This is a genomic window from Methylobacterium pseudosasicola, from assembly GCF_900114535.1.
Classification (GTDB): domain Bacteria; phylum Pseudomonadota; class Alphaproteobacteria; order Rhizobiales; family Beijerinckiaceae; genus Methylobacterium; species Methylobacterium pseudosasicola.
In genome coordinates this window covers 1-18,097 of sequence record NZ_FOTK01000011.1, presented here as the reverse complement: position 1 = coordinate 18,097, position 18,097 = coordinate 1, and the positions used below count along the sequence as shown (strand labels likewise).

Below are 18,097 nucleotides of genomic sequence, written 5' to 3'. Positions count from 1 at the left end.
GCCCGTAGCACGCCGCAGGGCGGACCGGAACGCCTCCGCGGGGCGGCCCGCGTCAAAAGCGGCCGCCCTGTGCGGGCGTGGCGCTGGCCCCGGCCCGGCCGGGAGCCGGCCCAGTGAGCGGCGCGTCGGAACTCGCCTCGGCGCCAGGCTTGGCCTGCTGGGTGCAGACCACCTGCTCCTTCTTCACCAGCACGAAGCAGATGCTCATCTCGCCGGTGCGGTAATTGACCCGGAACACGCCGGCCTCCCGGGTGTGGCGGCTCGCCACCAGGCCGTATTCCGACGGGGCCTGGGCCCCTGCACCCTCCCCCGGGCCGAAGCACACGGTCTGGCCGATGCCGCCGGCCGATTCCTGCAGCCCGTACTGGCACGACGTCACCTCGCCCGTGACCTTGTCGACCCGGTACATGCGGTTCAGGTCGGTCTGCGGCGCGGGCACGAACTCGAACGAGGTCGCGGCGGCCGGCGCGCCGGCGAGCCCAAGGCAGAGGGCGAGGAGAGGCAGGGACGGTTTCATCTCGGGATCCGGGAGCTGACGCCCTTCGCCTTTCGCTGGGCTTTCGGGCGAGTGTGGGGCGCCGCGCCGCCTTGCCCGCGGCGCCGGGCGCCTTTAGCGAGGCCGGACCCCAACAGGAGCCCGACCGGATGCCCGCCGAACCGACGACCCGCCCGCCGATCGCCGTGTTCGACCTGGACGGGACGCTGGCCGAAACCGCGGGCGACCTGATCGGCACGCTCAACGTGCTGATGAAGCGGGAAGGCTTGGCCGAGCTGCCCCTGTCCCAGGCCCGCGGCCTGATCGGGGCCGGTGCCAAGGCGCTTATCCGGCGCGGCTTCGAGGCGGAGGGCCGCGCGCTCTCGCCGGAGGATCACGAGCGGCTGTTCGAGGCCTTCATCGCCCATTACGGCGAGCACCTCGCCGACACCTCCCACCTCTATCCCGGCGTGGTGGAGGCCCTCGATACGCTGGAGGCGGCCGGCTTCCGGCTGGCGGTCTGCACCAACAAGTTCGAGGGCCAATCGGTGGAGCTGCTGCGCCTGCTCGGAATCGGCCACCGCTTCGCGGCGATCTGCGGGCGCGACACCTTCCCGGTCTACAAGCCCAATCCGAGCCACCTCACCGGCACGATCGCGCGCGCCGGGGGCGACCCGGCCCGGGCCGTCATGGTCGGCGATTCCCGCACCGATATCGACACCGCCAAGGCCGCCGGCATTCCGGTGGTGGCGGTAACCTTCGGCTACACCGACGTCCCGGTGACAGAACTCGGGCCCGACCGGGTGATCGAGCATTTTTCGGACCTTGCCGAGGCGGTCCGCGCCCTGGTGCCGGTAGAAGCCGCTTAAGAATTCAGCGCAGCCAGCTCCGCAACCGCGCCACCGCCTCGTGGCACTCGGCCTCGGAGCCCGCGAACGAGAACCGGACGTGGTGGTGGCCGAGATCCGGGTCGAAATCGAGCCCCGGGGTGGCGGCGACGTTGGCCTCGTCGAGCATGCGCCGGCAGAAGCTCGTGGCGTCGTTGGTCAGGTTCGCCACGTCCGCGTAGAGGTAGAAGGCGCCGTCGGCCGGGTGCACGCGCCCGAGGCCGAGGCCCGGCAGCGCGTCGAGCAGGATCGCCCGGTTGCGGGCGTAGCCATCGCGCACCGCGTCGAGCTCGTCCGTGGCGTCGAGCGCCGCCAGCGCGCCGACCTGCGAGAGGTACGGCGCCGAGATGTAGAGATTCTGCGCCAGCCGCTCGATCGGGCGGACCAGGGCCTCGGGCACGACCATCCAGCCGACGCGCCAGCCGGTCATGCAGTGGTATTTCGAGAACGAGTTGATCACCACGGCGTCGGGGTCGAACCGCAGGGCGGTGACGGTCGGCAGGCCGTAGCTGAGGCCGTGATAGATCTCGTCCGAGATCAGCGGCAGGCCCAGCGCGCCGGCGGCCGCGCAGAGCTCGCGCAACGCGCCCTCCGTGATCACCGTGCCGGAAGGGTTGGCCGGGCTCATCACCAGGGCGCCTGCCACCGGATCTCGATCATGGGTCTCGCGCAGCAGGGCGGCGGTCGGGGCGAAGCGGTCCTCTGCGCGTAGCACCATCGGGGCCGGAACGAGGTCGAGGGCGGCCAGGATGCTGCGATAGGCCGGGTAGCCGGGCTGCGGCACCGCCACCCGGGCGCCGGCATCGAACAGGCTCATGAAGGCCAGCACGAAACCCGCCGAGGAGCCGGTGGTGATGACCACCCGCTCCGGGCTCACGGCGACGCCGTGGCGCTCGGCATAGTCCCGGGCGATGCGCTCGCGCAGGGCCGGCAGGCCGAGCGCCTCGGTATAGGGGACCCGTCCGGTGGCGAGGGCCGCCTGCGTCGCCGCGATCACCGCCCGTGGGGCCGGTGCCGAGGGCTGGCCGACCTCCATGCGCACCACGTCGTCGCCGCGCCGGGCCTTGGCGGCGGCGGCGGCCATGACGTCCATGGCGAGGAACGGCTGGACGGCGGCGGCTCGCCGGGAGATCGGGATCATGTTGTCCTGACGGGTGCGCGAGGGCGAGTCGGCCGGAGGGCATGGGGTTAGACCCTGGCGGCTCCGGCCTCAACCGGCGTCAGTGCGGCGCTAGGCCCGCTGCCATGTTGACCACCAGCGCCAGGATGCCGGTGTTGAACAGGTAGGCGCCCACCGTCTGCACGGTCGCGATCCGCCGCATGCGCTTGCTGGTGAGGTTGGTGTCGGAGGTGGCCGCCGCCGCTCCGATGGTCACGGTGAAATACAGAAAATCCCAGAAATCCGGCTCCGGATCGCCGTGGAAATCGAGGCCGCCGCGCTCGCCGCCGGCCTCGTCCTCGGTACCGTAATAGACGTGCGCGTAGTGCACGGTGAAGATCATCTGCACGAACACCCATGTGCAGAGCAGGCTCATGCCCGCGAGCGCCAGGGCGTAGCGCTCGCCAGAGCCGGCGATGCGGCCGCCGACCACAAGCACCGCGACCGAGCCGAGGCTCGCTGCAGCGGCCAACAGGGCGAAGACCGTAATAACCCCGGCGCTGTCGTCGAGCCGTGCGGCCTCGCGGCGCATCGAATCCCGGGTCTGCCCTGTGGCCCGGCGGATCACCAGGCCTGCATGAACGATCACGCCGGCGCACCAGCCGGTCAGGAGCCGCATCCCCGGATCGAGGCTGGGCACCAGCAAGGCGGCGATGATCGCCACCACGATCGAGCAAAGCAGGTGCGGACGCAGCCAGAAGGCCTGGAACAGCTTGGGCATATCGGGATTGGTTCCGCTCGGCGGCTGGGATTCGCTTGCCGGGCACGTGATTTGACCCGGCGCCGCGAAAACGCCTAACCCAGCCCCTACCGCTCGCGCCATGCGCGGGCCGGCCCGCCGCGCAAGCGAGGATCCATGTTCTTCAACCGCTCCCTGCCCGCGCTGGCCCTGGCGCTCACCCTTGCCGGCCCCGCCCTGGCCCAGGACGCCGCGCAACCGGCGGCGCCCTTCACCGACGCGCAGCGCGCCGGCATCGAGGCGATCATCAAGGACTACCTGGTCAAGCACCCGGAAGTGCTGCAGGAGGCGCTGGCCGAGGCTGAGAAGCAGCAGGCGGAGACGCAGCGCCTCGCCCAGACGGCCGCCCTCAAGGAGGCCCGTGAGGCCCTGATCAATGGCCCGCACGACGTGGTCGCTGGCAACCCGACGGGCGACGTCACGCTGGTCGAGTTCTTCGACTACAATTGCGGCTATTGTCGCAAGGCGCTGGTCGACGTGCAGACCCTGATCAAGACCGACCCGAAGCTCCGGGTGGTGATCAAGGACTTCCCGGTGCTCGGCCCGGAATCGCTTGAGGCGAGCCAAGTCGCGGTCGCCGTGCGCCAGCAGCTCAAGGGCGACAAGCTGTTTGAGTTCCACCAGAAGCTGCTTGAGACCAAGGGCCGGGTGAATGGCGCCCGCGCCATCCAGGTCGCCAAGGATCTCGGTGCCGACACGACCAAGCTGCAGAAGGACATGGCCTCCCCCGAGGTGAAGGCCGCGCTCAGCGAGAATCGCGGCCTCGGCGATCGGCTCGGCCTCTCAGGCACGCCGGCCTTCATCATCGGCGACGAGGTGATTCCCGGCGCCGTCGGCGTCGATCCGATCCGCAAGACCATCGTGGATGTGCGCCAATGCGGCCACGCCTCCTGCTGAGGCGTCGGGCTGGACCAACCACCGGCGGATGGCGGAGGGCGCGGCCTTGTCGCGCCGGGCCGCCTTCGTCTAGAGCATCGTCCCGAAAGGTGGTTGCCGCCTTTCGGAAAAAGACGATGCAAATCCAAAGTTCTAGCGCATCGAGCCGGTTCCGATCCCCGGAACGATGCGCTAAGAGCCGCCAGCCATGAGGCTGTGATCGAGTGCCAGCGCGCATGCCGGATGAACCGACCGCCGCGGCGCGATACGAAGAAGGCCGGATGCCCAAGAACGATCCCATCGACTCCGAGCTCGTGCGCGAACTCGCCAACCTCGTCACCGAGACCGGCCTGTCCGAGATCGAGGTCGAGAAGGGCGACCTGCGCATCCGCGTCGTGCGCCGGCTCGAGCCGGTGAACGTCCAAGTCGCGGCCCCCGCGCCTATCGCCGCCGTGGCGCCGCCTGCCGCAGCGCCGACCGGCGCCCTCGCCCCGGCCGAGCCCGCCCGCACGCATCCCGGCTCGGTGCCGTCCCCGATGGTCGGGACCGCCTATCTGCGCCCCTCCCCCGAGGCCAAGGCGTTCATCGACGTCGGCTCGAAGGTCGAGGCCGGCGACAAGCTGCTCCTCATCGAGGCGATGAAGACCTTCAACGAGATCGTGGCCCCCCGGGCCGGCACGGTCACGGCGATCTTCGTCGAGGACGGCCAGCCGGTCGAGTTCGGCGAGGCGCTGCTCGTCATCGCCTGACGCATTGTCCTGGACGGCTTCGGCCGGCTTCCGGACGACGATGCGCCGACAAGGCTTTTCGCGAAGTGCCGGGCGGTGCGTCCGCTCCGCACTTCGGTCCGCGTCCCGCGACGAGGCGGTGATCGCCTCGGCCTCGGGGGATTTGGGCGTCTTCCGCCGGACCGGCTTTCGCTTCGGCCCTGGAAAACGCCGCGCAACAAGAGGATAGATCGTCCTGCGCGGTCCATTCCGGACGCCACGACGCTCTAAGGGTTCGATGTTCGACAAGATCCTGATCGCGAACCGCGGCGAGATCGCCCTGCGCATCCTGCGGGCGGCGAAGGAACTCGGGATCGCCACCGTGGCGGTCCATTCCACCGCCGACGCCGATGCCATGCATGTCCGGCTCGCCGACGAGAGCGTGTGCATCGGGCCGCCCGCCGCCCGGGACAGCTACCTCAACATCCCGTCGATCATCGCGGCCTGCGAGATCACCGGGGCGGATGCGGTGCATCCGGGCTACGGCTTCCTGTCGGAGAATGCCCGCTTCGCCGAAGTGCTGGCGCATCACCAGATCGGCTTCATCGGCCCCAAGGCGCAGCACATCCGCACCATGGGCGACAAGATCGAGGCCAAGCGCACGGCGGTGAAGCTCGGCATCCCGTGCGTGCCGGGCTCCGAGGGCGGCGTCGAGGATGCCGACGAGGCCAAGCGGGTCGCGGCCGGGATCGGCTACCCCGTCTTGGTGAAGGCGGCGGCCGGCGGCGGCGGGCGCGGCATGAAGGTCGCCCGCACCGAGGCCGAGCTGGAGCAGGCGATCGGCATGGCCCGCTCCGAGGCCAAGGCCGCCTTCGGCGACGACGCGGTCTATCTGGAGAAGTACCTGGAGAAGCCCCGCCATATCGAGGTGCAGGTGCTCGGCGACGGCCGCGGCAACGCGGTGCATCTGGCCGAGCGCGATTGCTCGCTCCAGCGCCGCCACCAGAAGGTCTGGGAGGAAGGCGGCTCTCCCGCACTCAACGAGTCGATGCGCGCTGAGATCGGCGGCATCTGCGCCAACGCCATGAAGGAGCTGGGCTATCTCGGCGCCGGCACCGTCGAGTTCCTGTACGAGGACGGGAAGTTCTATTTCATCGAGATGAACACCCGCATCCAGGTCGAGCATCCGGTCACCGAGATGATCACCGGGATCGACCTCGTGATCGAGCAGATCCAGGTCGCCTCGGGCGGCCCGCTCTCGGTCTCGCAATCCGACATCAAGGTCGAGGGGCACGCCATCGAGTGCCGGATCAACGCCGAACACCCGGAGACCTTCCGGCCCTCCCCCGGACAGATCACCCATTACCACACCCCCGGCGGCCTCGGGGTCCGGGTCGATTCGGCGGCCTTCCAGGGCTACCGGATCCCGCCGCATTACGACTCGTTGATCGGCAAGCTGATCGTCCACGGCCGCACGCGCAACGAGTGCCTGATGCGCCTGCGCCGGGCCTTGGACGAGTTCGTGATCGATGGCATCGACACCACCCTGCCGCTGTTCCGCACTCTCGTCCGCAACCCGGACGTCCAGAACGGCCTCTACGACATCCATTGGCTCGAGCATTTCTTGGATGAGGGCGGCATGAAGGTCTGATCCCGTTCGGGATCAGCCACCGCCCTTGCGGCGATGGCGGCCGGTGCCGGCTCTGGCATTTGGACCGGCCCCGCGCGACACTCGCCCCATGCACGATCCGACCCGCGTGGACATCACCCCCGAGATCCTGCTGAAGGCCTACGCGGCAGGCATCTTCCCGATGGCGGAGGATGCAAGCGATCCGACCCTGTACTGGGTCGAGCCGCGGGCGCGCGGCGTCCTGCCGCTGGACGGGTTCCGGGTGTCCCGCCGTCTCGCCCGGACGGTGCGGTCCGACCAGTTCGAGGTCCGGTGCGACACCGATTTCGATGGGGTGATCAGCGGCTGCGCCGCCCCGCGCCGGGACAGCGAGAAGACCTGGATTAACGGCCGCATCCGCGAACTCTACGGCGCCCTGTTCGACATCGGCCACGTCCACACCGTCGAAGTTTATGCGGGGGAGGAGCGGCGCCTCGTCGGCGGTCTCTACGGCGTCTCGCTGGGGGCGGCGTTCTTCGGCGAGAGCATGTTCCACGAGGTGCGCGACGCCTCGAAGGTCGCCTTGGTCCACTTGATGGCGCGGCTGCGCGCTGGCGGCTACCGGCTCGCCGACACCCAGTTCGTCACCGACCACCTCACGCAGTTCGGCGCCGAGGAATTGCCGCGGCACATCTACAAGCGGCGGCTCGCCAACGCCCTCGATCAGGTCGCGGATTGGAACGTCTGGCCCTGCGACGGCTCCGTGCCGGGCGTGCAGGTGCTGGCGGCGTTAGGCGCCGCCGAATCCTAACGGAACAGCGCGTCGAACAGGTTCTGCGGCTGTGGCGGAGGCGGCGGGGCCGGCGCCGGGCCCTCATTCGACGGGAAGAATTTGCGCGAGGGCTTCTGGCGAGGCTGCACCGGCACGCCGCGCGGCGCCTCGACATCGACCTGACCGGCGGCGTTAAGCTGCTGAGCGGTCTTGGTCGCATCCCGGCCGGGGCGCTTCGCCTTCTCGGGCTTGGCGGCGACCGCAGGCACGTCCTCCTGTTCCTTCGCCTCGGCGATCACGTCGCTGCCGCCTTTGCAGTCGACCAGCCAGACATCGTAGATCGGGTGCTCGATCGCGTGCAGACCCGGGCTCGACGCGAACATCCACCCGGTGAAGATGCGGCGATACTTGTTGTCGAGCGTGACCTCGTCGACCTCAAGGAAGGCCGTGGTCTTGGCGCTCTCGGTGGGCGGGCGCGTGTAGCAGACCCGCGGGGTCATCTGCAGCGAGCCGAACTGCACGGTCTCGTCCACCGCGACCTCGAAGGACACAATGCGGCCGGTGATCTTGTCGAGGCCGGAGAACACCGCGGTCGGGTTCTTGATCTTGTCGGCCGCAGCCGGCCCGGCGCAGAGGGCGAGCGCCAGGGCACCGGTTAGGACGGGGCGTGCGAGGGCTTTGCTGCGGCTCAAGGCTCGGACCCCTAAAGCATCGTCCCGAACGGTGGCGGCCGGCCTTCGGACGACGACGATGCGAAACAAGGACCCCAGAGCCGCGTCCCGGATCCGGGGCGGGGCTCTAGAGGAAGGCCGGTCGCGCCGTCACGGGTGCGGCGGTCGGATCGGATGGCTCCGACGTGAACACCGGAACGGTGGCGGCAAAAGGGCGCCGGAGCCGCAAGCCTATTCGCCGGGTGTCCAGGACACGTAGTCGCCGGTCGCCGCCGGGCGGGAGCCCCACGAGAGCTGCGAGCCCTGCGGCCGGTAGGCATTCGGCGTGCCGGTCTGGTTCTCGATATGGGGCTTCTGCCAGGGGCGTGGCGTGTAATCCTCCTCGCTCGGGGCGAGGTCGACGTTGTGGCACAGCCATCCGCGCCAGCCCGGAGGCACCTTCGAGGCGTCGGCGTAGCCGTTATAGACCACCCAGCGCCGCTCCGAGCCGACCGAGCGGTCGATCAGCGCGCCTTCCGCCTTGTAATACTTGTTTCCGAAATCGTCCTCGCCGACGAAGATGCCGGAGCGCGCGGTCTGGAGCGCCAGCGAGACGGTCTGGCCGTTCCACCACGTGAAGACGCGCAGCAAAGTGTCCTTCAGCGCCATCGCCGGTCCCGGTTTTAAGCCGCGCCGCACGGGCGCATCGTGGCGCCGTTATGGTGAGCGCGCGCCCGCGAGTCCAGCGCTTCGGCCCAACTGTCGCTGTGCGGCAACGCCGGCGCCGGGCGGCTGCGGCGTATTCGCGAGCCCCGGGAAGTGCCTCTACTTAGGGGTGTGGATCGAAAATTTTTCCGAGGCGAATCCCGAATGCCGGAAGGGCACTTATCGGGTGCGACCCGGATATCCACAGATTTATGCGAGCCGGCACAACATCTAGCGGGGAACCGGCGGGGCGCACACTACTTGTTGACGTGAGAGCGATGGCGGCGGTAATGTCCCTGCATCGGTCGCGCCGCCCCTGTGGTGCGTTTCGGCAGGTTCGACCGTCCCTGAATCATCTTCGCGACATCGCCGCGTGCCCGCTTTCCGGGCGCGGGCGAACGCGACCCCCTTAATGGGTATCGACTCCGCGTCCAGCGGGGCCGGGACATTCGTGTCCCGACGGGAGAGGTGTGTTTCATGCGGTTCGAGCGTCGCTACACCACGGCCGGACAGTCGCCCTACACGGGCATTCCGTTCCGCAAGGCCCTGAGCGAGATCCGCAATCCCGACGGCTCCGTGGTGTTCCGCCTGGACGGCATCGACGTGCCGGAGAGCTGGAGCCAGGTCGCCAGCGACGTGCTGGCCCAGAAGTACTTTCGCAAGGCCGGTGTTCCCGCTCGCCTGAAGAAGGTCGAGGAGAACGACGTCCCCTCCTTCCTGTGGCGCTCGGTGGCTGACGAGGCCGCTCTGGCCGACCTGCCTGAGGAGGAGCGCATCGGCTCCGAGTCTTCCGCCACGCAGGTGTTCGATCGGCTCGCTGGCTGCTGGACGTACTGGGGCTGGAAGGGCCGCTACTTCTCCTCCGAGGAGGACGCGTCGGCGTTCTTCGACGAGCTGCGCTACATGCTCGCCAAGCAGATGGTGGCGCCGAACTCGCCGCAGTGGTTCAACACCGGCCTGCACTGGGCCTACGGGATCGACGGCCCGAGCCAGGGCCATTTCTACTGCGATTACCGCACCGGTGAGCTGACTCGCTCGGCTTCCAGCTACGAGCACCCGCAACCGCATGCCTGCTTCATCCAGGGCGTGCAGGACGACCTCGTCAACGAGGGCGGCATCATGGACCTGTGGGTCCGCGAGGCGCGCCTGTTCAAGTACGGCTCCGGCACCGGCTCCAACTTCTCCGCGCTGCGCGGCGAGAACGAGAAGCTCGGCGGCGGCGGCAAGTCGTCGGGCCTGATGAGCTTCCTGAAGATCGGCGACCGGGCGGCCGGCGCGATCAAGTCCGGCGGCACCACCCGCCGCGCCGCCAAGATGGTGATCGTCGATATCGATCACCCAGATATCGAGGCGTTCATCGACTGGAAGGTGAAGGAGGAGCAGAAGGTCGCCGCCCTGGTGACCGGCTCCAAGGTCGTGTCCAAGCATCTCGGCCTGGTCATGAAGGCCTGCACCCAGTGCGAGGCCGAGGGCGATGCCTGCTTCGATGCTGAGCGCAACCCGGCGCTGAAGCGCGAGATCAAGGCTGCCCGCAAGGCCTCCGTGCCGGACGCCTACATCAAGCGCGTCGTCCAGTTCGCTCGCCAGGGCTTCACCAAGATCGATTTCCCCGTCTACGACACCGACTGGGACTCCGAGGCCTATCTCACGGTCGCCGGCCAGAACTCGAACAACTCGGTCTCGCTCACCGACGACTTCCTACGCGCGGTCGATGCCGACGCCGACTGGCACCTCACCCAGCGCACCACCGGCAAGACCGCTAAGACCCTGAAGGCGCGCGACCTGTGGGAGAAGATCGGCGAGGCCGCCTGGGCCTCGGCCGACCCGGGCCTGCACTTCAACACCACGATGAACGACTGGCACACCTGCCCGTCGGGCGGCCGGATCCGGGCCTCGAACCCGTGCTCCGAGTACATGTTCCTGGACGACACCGCCTGCAACCTGGCCTCGGCCAACCTGCTGACGATGTACGACCGGCAGACCAAGCGCTTCGACGTCGAGGCGTTCGAGCACCTGAACCGCCTCTGGACGGTGGTGCTCGAGATCTCCGTGATGATGGCGCAGTTCCCGTCCAAGGAGATCGCGGAGCTGTCCTTCCGCTACCGGACGCTGGGCCTCGGCTACGCCAATATCGGCGGCCTGCTGATGACCATGGGCCTGCCTTACGACTCCCATGAGGGCCGTGCGCTCGCCGGCGCGCTCACCGCGATCATGACCGGCGTGGCCTACGCGACCTCGGCCGAGATGGCGGCCGAACTCGGGCCGTTCCCGGCCTATGACGACAACGCCGACGCGATGCTGAAGGTGATCCGCAATCACCGCCGCGCCGCCCATGGCGAGGCCGAGGGCTACGAGTTCCTGAGCATCGCCCCGGTGCCGCTGGACCACGCCAACATCCCGCAGGACAATCTCGGCGCCCATGCCCGGGCGGCCTGGGACCGGGCGCTCCAGCTCGGCGAGACCCACGGCTACCGCAACGCCCAGACGACCGTGATCGCGCCCACCGGCACGATCGGCCTCGTGATGGATTGCGACACCACCGGCATCGAACCCGACTTCGCCCTGGTGAAGTTCAAGAAGCTCGCCGGCGGCGGTTACTTCAAGATCATCAACCAGGCGGCGCCGGACGCGCTGCGGGCGCTCGGCTACCGGGAATCCGAGATCGCCGAGATCGAGGCCTACGCTGTCGGCCACGGCTCGATGGGCCAGGCCCCGGCGATCAACCCGACCACCCTGCGCGCCAAAGGCTTCACCGACGACAAGATCGCCGCGGTGGAGAAGGGGCTGAAGTCGGCCTTCGACATCAAGTTCGTCTTCAACCGCTGGACGCTCGGCGACGATTTCCTGATCCAGACCCTCAAGGTCCCGGCCGAGAAGCTCTCGGACCCGACCTTCGAGCTGCTGCCCTTCCTCGGCTTCTCGAAGAAGGACATTGAGGTCGCCAACACCCATATCTGCGGGGCGATGACGCTGGAGGGCGCACCGGGCCTCAAGCCCGAGCATTACCCGGTGTTCGATTGTGCCAACCCGTGCGGGCGGATCGGCAAGCGCTACCTCTCGGTGGAGAGCCACATCCGCATGATGGCGGCAGCCCAGCCGTTCATCTCGGGGGCGATCTCCAAGACGATCAACATGCCCAACGACGCCACCGTCGAGGATTGCAAGGCGGCCTACCGCCTGTCCTGGACCCTGGCGCTGAAGGCGAACGCCCTCTACCGCGACGGCTCAAAGCTGTCGCAGCCGCTCAACGCCGCCTTGATCGCCGATGAGGATGACGAGGCCGACGACGCCTTGGAGGCCCTGATCCAGGCGCCCGCGGCGGCCAAGGCCACCCAGATCGCCGAAAAGATCGTTGAGCGGGTGATCGAGCGGGTCGAGCACATCCGGTCCCGCGAGAAGCTGCCGGCGCGGCGCAAGGGCTACACCCAGAAGGCGGTGGTGGGCGGCCACAAAGTCTACCTGCGCACCGGCGAGTACGACGACGGCCGCCTCGGCGAGATCTTCATCGACATGCACAAGGAGGGCGCAACCTTCCGGAGCCTGATGAACAACTTCGCCATCGCGATCTCGCTCGGCCTCCAGTACGGCGTGCCGCTCGAGGAGTATGTCGAGGCCTTCACCTTCACGCGGTTCGAGCCGGCCGGCTTCGTGCAGGGCAACGACGCGATCAAGAACGCGACCTCGCTCCTCGACTACGTGTTCCGGGAACTCGCGGTCTCGTATCTCGGTCGCGCCGACCTCGCCCATGTCAGCCCCGCCGAGATCGGCGGCACGGTGCTCGGCGGCGGCGAGGCGGCCGACACCACCCGCGAGGGTCCCAAGCCCGCGCCAGCCTCCTCGGTCGTGTCGCGCGGCCTGCTGCGCGGCTCGGCCGACCGCCTCACCCTGATCCAGGGCGGCCCGGCAGGCGGCACGGTCGGCATCGGCGCCGCCAGCACCGGCCAATCGGCCCCGGCCGGCGGGACGGTCCACGCGATCCACGGCACCTCGGCGCTGAAAGCCGAGCCCGCGGTGGCCAGGCAAGCCGAGACGATCGCCGACACCCTCCCCTTCGCGAAAGCCGAGCGCACCGTCGCCGACCGCCGCGCCGAGGCGAAGATGAAGGGCTATGTCGGCGAAGCCTGCCCGGAATGCGCGAACTTCACGCTGGTCCGCAACGGCACCTGCCTGAAGTGCGATACGTGTGGAAGCACAACGGGGTGTAGTTGATTATGCCGTGTTGTGCTGTTGTGGCTTGAGGCAAAAGATGGTCCAATTTGCTTCTAGGTTAGTCGTCCTTGAGAGGCATAATTTGATAAAAACGATCTGAGGTTGCCTCATCCTCTTGTTGATTGTAGCATAAGTTGTGCTTCGCTCAGGGCAAAGTTGCGCAGTTTGCCTCGAGGCTCGGTTGTCGACGATTTACAACCTTACCGGCGTGAATCGACGTTGAACTGCCGACCGCTTGAACTGAGAAATGACATGGAGGACGCCGGACCGGCGTCCTCCCTAAGTTATCGAGAACAAATCAAGTACATTTAATCTTGTGGCGATTGGCTTCGGCCGCCCGTTGTCGAGTGATGCAAAGGGGACAGTTCGCCCGCAATTGTCCACATCGACGCCCGCAAATCAGACCAAGGTTGGCCCGCACGGTGCGTCACCTAAAACTTTCCGAGGCGATTGTTCTCGTTTACCGGAGCGTTCACCGAAGCGCCGAGATCGAGGCCGCCAAGGTCGAGATCATGGATGGCGAAGCTCGATGCGTGGCCGTCTTCAGCGAGTATGCTCCTTAAGCCGTTGTCGATGGAGCATGTGTTGCTCGCTGGTCGATCCTGGTTTGTGAAGACCCTCATTCTGGCTCGAAAGTGCTGTCGGAAGAAACACGCCGATAGCGGGACGAACGTTTCGGAGAAGGACTGCCTGACAAGCGGACGGGCTTATAGCGGCCCAGCCAAGTCGTACGAGTTACTGCGTGCGTTGCCTGGAAACGGACATAGGCTCGCGGTCTAAGCAACGGTAGGATCTGATCCTTCTCAGACCTTCAGAAGGTCCGCTTGCTGGAGGTCTGAGCGAACTAGAATGACCGAAGGTGGCCGTAAGCGGAATGGCTGGTTCGGAGCAGACCCGCCGGAAAAGCGGACGGCCTCCTATCGACCCGACGCAGTCGTTCACGCGCCGCCGTGCGGCTCCCGAAAGCGGACGTACAGTTCGCTATTACTCCGGCAGTGATTCGCCCATTGTCCATGGACCGGGCGGAGATGCTGTGTGCCACGGCTAGGACCACCATCGCGCGTATCCCGTTGCATAATAGGTAGGGCTCCTCGCGTCCCGCAATAAGGAGCTTTGGTGAGTCGGGCGAGCGATGGCAGTGGGAAAGCCACACGCGCTTGGTGTCGCCCAGGAGCGGTCCGCGTGTCGGCACAGCAGACAAATGCATTGAATGAAGTGGGGATTAGAAACAAGTCTGATACGTGGGCCATGATCAAGGCTAGCTGCGACAAGTTATCGAGGATTGGGAACTAGCAGATTCTACACGCGTCATCGCTCGACCGTGTATGGCGAGCTTATCAATGACTGATCGATCCGTGGTCATTCTCGACGGTACCCGGTGCCACCTCGGCGAAGGGCCGAGCTACGATCCCGCGACAGATACCGTGTGGTGGGTCGACATCCTTGAATCCCGGCTATTCGAACGATCCCTGGATCCGGCAACGACGTCGGCGCGGATCCATGCGCTGCCGGTCATGGCGAGCGACGTTGCGGCCATCGACGCGGGCCGCCACCTCCTGTCCGCCGACGATGGCCTGTACGTTCGGACAATCGCGACGGGGGATCTGAGCCTGCTCTGCCCCCTTGAAGCCGACAAGCCTGGCAACCGATCCAATGATGGTCGTGTGCATCCAAGCGGCGCCCTCTGGATCGGGACCATGGGGCGGAACGCCGAGCCGGGGCGCGGCTGCATCTATCACGTCGCCGGACGGCGCAACACGCGGCTCTATGGCGGGTTGACCACGCCCAACGGCATCGCCTTCTCGCCCGATGGGGCGACGGGATACTTCGTCGACACCGCCGAGGGCATTCTCCGGCGCGTCGCCCTGGATCCAGGCACCGGCCTGCCGAGGGGTGAGCCCGAAACACACTACGACCACAGCGTCGGCGACGGCGGCATCGACGGAGCGGCGGTCGATGCAGACGGCCTGATCTGGACGGCGCGTTTCGGGGCGAGTTGTCTCGACGCCTACAGTCCGTCCGGGGAACGCGTCCGCACGATCACGGTGCCCGTGCGGCAGCCGACCTGTCCCACCTTTGCCGGACGCTCCCTCGACCGGCTGCTGGTGACCACCGGCTACGAGGGCTTGGACGAGGCGGCGCGGGCCGCCGACCCCGACCATGGCCGGACCCTCCTGGTCGATGTCGGCGTCCGGGGGCTGCTCGAACCGGCGTTTCACCTCGACGCTTGATCCCCCCACGATCCTCCACCGTCCGGAACCGTGCGAGCGCAGCGATGGCGCCGCCGAGGAGCAGTCATGCCTGTGCCCGAAGACCGCGCCTATCAACCGATCGAAGCCTACGCGCTGCTGGGCAATTGCGAAGGCTGTGCCCTGGTGGCCCGGGATGGATCCCTGGATTGGGCCTGCTTGGAGCGGTTCGATGCCGACCCAACCTTCTCGCGGCTGCTCGACCGCCGGCGGGGTGGGTACTTCGTCGTCCGCCCCGAGGGTGACTACGAGACGGCGCGGCAATACCTCAGCCGCACCAACATCTTGCAGACGACCTTCACCACGGCGGACGGCTTCGTCCATCTCTACGACTTCATGGTCGGTCCGGAGGGTGGCGAAGATCGTCCTCGTCTGGTGCGTTTGGTGACGGGTCTGTCGGGATTGGTGCCCATGGTCGCGGCCTACCGCCCCCTGGCCGGCTTTGCCGAGACCTTCGCACCGCTGACGGTGCGCGAAGGCCGTATCACCGCCGAGGGATGCCCTGGCCTCTCGACCGACGCCCGGTTCGAGATCGAGGGCGAGGTCGGGGTCGCGCGATTCACCCTGTCGGGAGGCGAGTGCCACTCGTTTGCCCTCTATCTCGGCGAGCCGCCCGCGACGACGCCGGACGCCTACGGGCTGATGGAGCAGGTGCGCAGGACCTGGAGCCTGTGGACGAAGGATTCCACCTATGTCGGCCCCCTGGCCGACGAATTGATGCGCTCGGCCCTGGTGCTCAAGACCCTGACCTACGAGCCCACCGGAGCGATCGTGGCGGCAGCCACGACATCTCTGCCCGAGGAGGTCGGCGGGATTCGCAACTGGGACTACCGCTTCTGCTGGATCCGCGACGCCTGCCTGTCCTTCTACGTGCTCAAGAAGTTCGGCATGTCCCGCGAGGCCGAGGGGTTCTTCGAATTCGTCAGCGCGTTGTGCGATCGGGAGGAGGGACGGCTCAAGCCGCTCTACAGCATTTCCGGGGAGGCTGACCTCGAAGAGACCGTGGTCGAGCACTTCGAGGGCTGGCGCGGATCGGGGCCGGTCCACCACGGCAATGGCGCGGCCGACCAGCATCAGGCCGACGCCTACGGCCAAGTGCTCGATTTGTTCTATCTCTACGAGCGCCTCGGCGGCACCCTATCCGAGGGCCTGCGCGGGCACGGGGCGCGGCTGGCGGACATCTCCGCCGCCCACTGGCACGAACCCGATGCGGGGCTGTGGGAGCCGAGAAAGCCGGAGCAGCGCTACCTGCACGCGGCGATCATGAACTGGGTGGCCCTCGATCGGGCGATCCGCCTGTTCGGCCCACGGGAGACGTGGTGCACCGAGCGGGACCGCATCGTCGCCTTCGTGAACGGCGAGGCGGTGCACGCGGACGGCTACTACCCGCAATATGCCGGGGGTGAGGATGTCGACGCAGCCCTGCTCATTGCCCCGATGGTCGGCTTCCCCGTCGACGAAGCGGTCTTCGCCCGCACGGTCGATGTCGTTATCGAGCGACTGGGCCATGGCCAGCTCGTCTATCGCTACAAGAACGACGACGGTCTTCCCGGCAAGGAAGGCACCTTCGTACTCTGTGCCTTCTGGCTGGTGGATGCTCTCCTGTGGCTCGGCCGGGAGGTCGAGGCCCGGACCCGCTTCGCCGCCCTGCGGGTGCTTCAGAACGATGTCGGACTGATCGCGGAGCAGACTGCGGAGGATGGTGCATTTCTCGGCAACTTCCCGCAGGCGTTCAGCCATCTCGGGCTCGTCCATTCCGCGCTGATGCTCGATCTCTACGAGCATGGCGGACGCTCCGCCGTGCAGGGCACCTACGCCGACCGGACCATGCGGGAGACCGACACCCGGCGTGCGCCGACGATCGCAGCGTAAACGAGATCCAAGGGAAAAAGGGGGCAAACACCGTGACACGGATCGGCTATCACGTCTCGCACGAGCAGCACGCGCCCTCCGCGCTGCTGGGCTACGTCCGGGCGGCGGAGGCGGCGGGTTTCGCCTGTGCCATGTCCTCCGAGCATTTCCGCCCCTGGAGCCTGAAGCAGGGGCATTCGGGCCATGCCTGGTCGTGGCTCGGCGCGGCGCTGGCCACGACCCGTCTTCCATTTGGGATCATTACGGCCCCCGTGTACCGCCATCACCCGGCGGTGCTCGCGCAGTCGGCCGCCACCCTATCCGAGATGTTCCCCGAACGGCTCTGGCTCGCCCTCGGATCGGGCCAGCGCCTCAACGAGGACGTCACCGGCCTGCCCTGGCCGGAGAAGGCCGAGCGCACGGCCCGGCTCGCCGAGTGCGCCGCGGTGATCCGCAGCCTCTTCGCCGGGGAGACGGTGACCCATCGGGGGCGGGTGACGGTGGTCGACGCCAAGCTCTATTCCCGGCCCGAACGCGCACCGATGCTGATTGCCGGGGCGGTGACACCGGAGACGGCCCGCACGGTGGCGGCCTGGGCCGACGGCCTCGTCACCGTCGGCATCGAGCCGGCCAAGCTGCGCAAGGTTTTCGACGCGTTCCGCGAGGGCGGGGGCGAGGGCAAGCCGATCTTCCTCCAGACGAAGGTGTGCTGGGACCCCGATCCCGCGCAGGCCCTCGCCCTGGCCCACAGCCAATGGGCGAGCAACATGCTGGAGGGCGACGTGAACTGGGACCTGCGTCTGCCGGAGGATTTCGACACCGCCTCGCGCTTCGTGCGGCCCGAGGACGTGCTGGGCTATGTCCGGATCTCGAACGACCTCGGCCGCCATGCCGCCTGGCTCAACGACCTCGCCGCTCTCGGACCCGCCGAGATCATCGTGCATCAGGTAGCAGGCGATCAGACCGCGTTCATCGAGGCCTTCGGGCGGAAGGTTATATCGAACTTCCCTCATTGATTGAGAGGCCGTTCTGCGAAGCACGCCCCAGGTGGTGCCGAGCAGAATCGATTGTCTGCTTCACTGCTGTGTGGCGCTCAAAGCGGCAAGACTTCTTTCCACCGAGGCTGTGTGAAAACGCTGCTGTTCTGATAGTCTCTGCGTGACGGCGGCGGCTTGTATGGCGCGGTTCGTTTTGGGTGCGGATCGCCAT

At 67.5% G+C, this 18,097-nt stretch carries 14 protein-coding genes; 9 read left to right on the top strand and 5 right to left on the bottom strand.

The window, feature by feature from the left end:
• Positions 1 to 52: 52 nt before the first annotated feature.
• Positions 53 to 517: a hypothetical protein gene (locus BM228_RS12670; RefSeq protein ID WP_092040712.1), complete on the bottom strand. Its 465-nt coding sequence runs from the start codon at positions 515 to 517 to the stop codon at positions 53 to 55.
• Positions 518 to 645: 128 nt separating this feature from the next.
• Here BM228_RS12670 and BM228_RS12665 point away from each other — a divergent pair, with 128 nt between their 5' ends.
• A complete protein-coding gene (locus BM228_RS12665; RefSeq protein WP_092040709.1) occupies positions 646 to 1,344 on the top strand; it encodes an HAD family hydrolase in 699 nt (232 codons plus the stop codon).
• 4 nt (positions 1,345 to 1,348) lie between these two features.
• Here the strand turns inward: BM228_RS12665 and BM228_RS12660 are convergent, their stop codons facing one another.
• Positions 1,349 to 2,503, bottom strand: coding sequence for a pyridoxal phosphate-dependent aminotransferase (locus BM228_RS12660; protein WP_092040706.1), 1,155 nt, complete (start codon positions 2,501 to 2,503; stop codon positions 1,349 to 1,351).
• 79 nt (positions 2,504 to 2,582) lie between these two features.
• The gene (locus tag BM228_RS12655) at positions 2,583 to 3,242 is read right to left on the bottom strand and encodes a DUF1345 domain-containing protein (RefSeq protein ID WP_092040704.1); all 660 of its coding nucleotides are present in this window, start codon (positions 3,240 to 3,242) and stop codon (positions 2,583 to 2,585) included.
• 135 nt (positions 3,243 to 3,377) lie between these two features.
• Between BM228_RS12655 and BM228_RS12650 the strand changes: the two genes are divergently transcribed.
• The 4 genes from BM228_RS12650 to aat all read left to right on the top strand — a co-directional run bounded on the left by BM228_RS12650 (position 3,378) and on the right by aat (position 7,263).
• Positions 3,378 to 4,157 carry a DsbA family protein gene (locus BM228_RS12650; protein WP_092040701.1) on the top strand — a complete coding sequence of 260 codons (780 nt, stop codon included), beginning with the start codon at positions 3,378 to 3,380 and terminating at the stop codon, positions 4,155 to 4,157.
• A 260-nt stretch (positions 4,158 to 4,417) separates the two neighbouring features.
• Complete coding sequence (gene accB, locus BM228_RS12645; RefSeq protein ID WP_092040698.1) at positions 4,418 to 4,885, top strand: acetyl-CoA carboxylase biotin carboxyl carrier protein; 468 nt, start codon at positions 4,418 to 4,420, stop codon at positions 4,883 to 4,885.
• A 256-nt stretch (positions 4,886 to 5,141) separates the two neighbouring features.
• The gene (gene accC, locus BM228_RS12640) at positions 5,142 to 6,494 is read left to right on the top strand and encodes an acetyl-CoA carboxylase biotin carboxylase subunit (RefSeq protein WP_092040696.1); all 1,353 of its coding nucleotides are present in this window, start codon (positions 5,142 to 5,144) and stop codon (positions 6,492 to 6,494) included.
• Between the two features lie 88 nt (positions 6,495 to 6,582).
• Positions 6,583 to 7,263, top strand: coding sequence for a leucyl/phenylalanyl-tRNA--protein transferase (gene aat / locus BM228_RS12635; RefSeq protein ID WP_092040693.1), 681 nt, complete (start codon positions 6,583 to 6,585; stop codon positions 7,261 to 7,263).
• Here aat and BM228_RS12630 read toward each other — a convergent pair.
• On the bottom strand, positions 7,260 to 7,916 hold the full coding sequence (locus tag BM228_RS12630; protein ID WP_092040691.1) for a DUF2155 domain-containing protein: 657 nt from the start codon (positions 7,914 to 7,916) through the stop codon (positions 7,260 to 7,262). The two genes, aat and BM228_RS12630, sit on opposite strands and share 4 nt — an antisense overlap.
• 210 nt (positions 7,917 to 8,126) lie before the next feature.
• Positions 8,127 to 8,543, bottom strand: coding sequence for an NADH:ubiquinone oxidoreductase subunit NDUFA12 (locus BM228_RS12625; protein WP_092040688.1), 417 nt, complete (start codon positions 8,541 to 8,543; stop codon positions 8,127 to 8,129).
• 513 nt (positions 8,544 to 9,056) lie between these two features.
• Between BM228_RS12625 and BM228_RS12620 the strand changes: the two genes are divergently transcribed.
• The 4 genes from BM228_RS12620 (at position 9,057) to BM228_RS12605 (ending at position 17,904) form a co-directional block, all read left to right on the top strand.
• Positions 9,057 to 12,788 carry a vitamin B12-dependent ribonucleotide reductase gene (locus BM228_RS12620; protein WP_092040685.1) on the top strand — a complete coding sequence of 1,244 codons (3,732 nt, stop codon included), beginning with the start codon at positions 9,057 to 9,059 and terminating at the stop codon, positions 12,786 to 12,788.
• A 1,340-nt stretch (positions 12,789 to 14,128) separates the two neighbouring features.
• Complete coding sequence (locus tag BM228_RS12615) at positions 14,129 to 15,019, top strand: SMP-30/gluconolactonase/LRE family protein (RefSeq protein ID WP_092040683.1); 891 nt, start codon at positions 14,129 to 14,131, stop codon at positions 15,017 to 15,019.
• A 66-nt stretch (positions 15,020 to 15,085) separates the two neighbouring features.
• Entirely contained in the window at positions 15,086 to 16,909 is a 1,824-nt protein-coding gene (locus BM228_RS12610) for a glycoside hydrolase family 15 protein (RefSeq protein WP_092040680.1), read from the top strand.
• 32 nt (positions 16,910 to 16,941) lie between these two features.
• Positions 16,942 to 17,904: a TIGR03885 family FMN-dependent LLM class oxidoreductase gene (locus BM228_RS12605; RefSeq protein WP_092040677.1), complete on the top strand. Its 963-nt coding sequence runs from the start codon at positions 16,942 to 16,944 to the stop codon at positions 17,902 to 17,904.
• The last annotated feature ends 193 nt before the right edge of the window (positions 17,905 to 18,097 follow it).

Excerpts from the sequence above, each read along its gene's own strand:
- BM228_RS12670 (WP_092040712.1), bottom strand. The coding sequence starts at position 517 with ATGAAACCGTCCCTGCCTCTCCTCGCCCTCTGCCTTGGGCTCGCCGGC.
- BM228_RS12665 (WP_092040709.1), top strand. The coding sequence starts at position 646 with ATGCCCGCCGAACCGACGACCCGCCCGCCGATCGCCGTGTTCGACCTG.
- BM228_RS12660 (WP_092040706.1), bottom strand. The coding sequence starts at position 2,503 with ATGATCCCGATCTCCCGGCGAGCCGCCGCCGTCCAGCCGTTCCTCGCC.
- BM228_RS12655 (WP_092040704.1), bottom strand. The coding sequence starts at position 3,242 with ATGCCCAAGCTGTTCCAGGCCTTCTGGCTGCGTCCGCACCTGCTTTGC.
- BM228_RS12650 (WP_092040701.1), top strand. The coding sequence starts at position 3,378 with ATGTTCTTCAACCGCTCCCTGCCCGCGCTGGCCCTGGCGCTCACCCTT.
- accB (WP_092040698.1), top strand. The coding sequence starts at position 4,418 with ATGCCCAAGAACGATCCCATCGACTCCGAGCTCGTGCGCGAACTCGCC.
- accC (WP_092040696.1), top strand. The coding sequence starts at position 5,142 with ATGTTCGACAAGATCCTGATCGCGAACCGCGGCGAGATCGCCCTGCGC.
- aat (WP_092040693.1), top strand. The coding sequence starts at position 6,583 with ATGCACGATCCGACCCGCGTGGACATCACCCCCGAGATCCTGCTGAAG.
- BM228_RS12625 (WP_092040688.1), bottom strand. The coding sequence starts at position 8,543 with ATGGCGCTGAAGGACACTTTGCTGCGCGTCTTCACGTGGTGGAACGGC.
- BM228_RS12620 (WP_092040685.1), top strand. The coding sequence starts at position 9,057 with ATGCGGTTCGAGCGTCGCTACACCACGGCCGGACAGTCGCCCTACACG.
- BM228_RS12615 (WP_092040683.1), top strand. The coding sequence starts at position 14,129 with ATGACTGATCGATCCGTGGTCATTCTCGACGGTACCCGGTGCCACCTC.
- BM228_RS12610 (WP_092040680.1), top strand. The coding sequence starts at position 15,086 with ATGCCTGTGCCCGAAGACCGCGCCTATCAACCGATCGAAGCCTACGCG.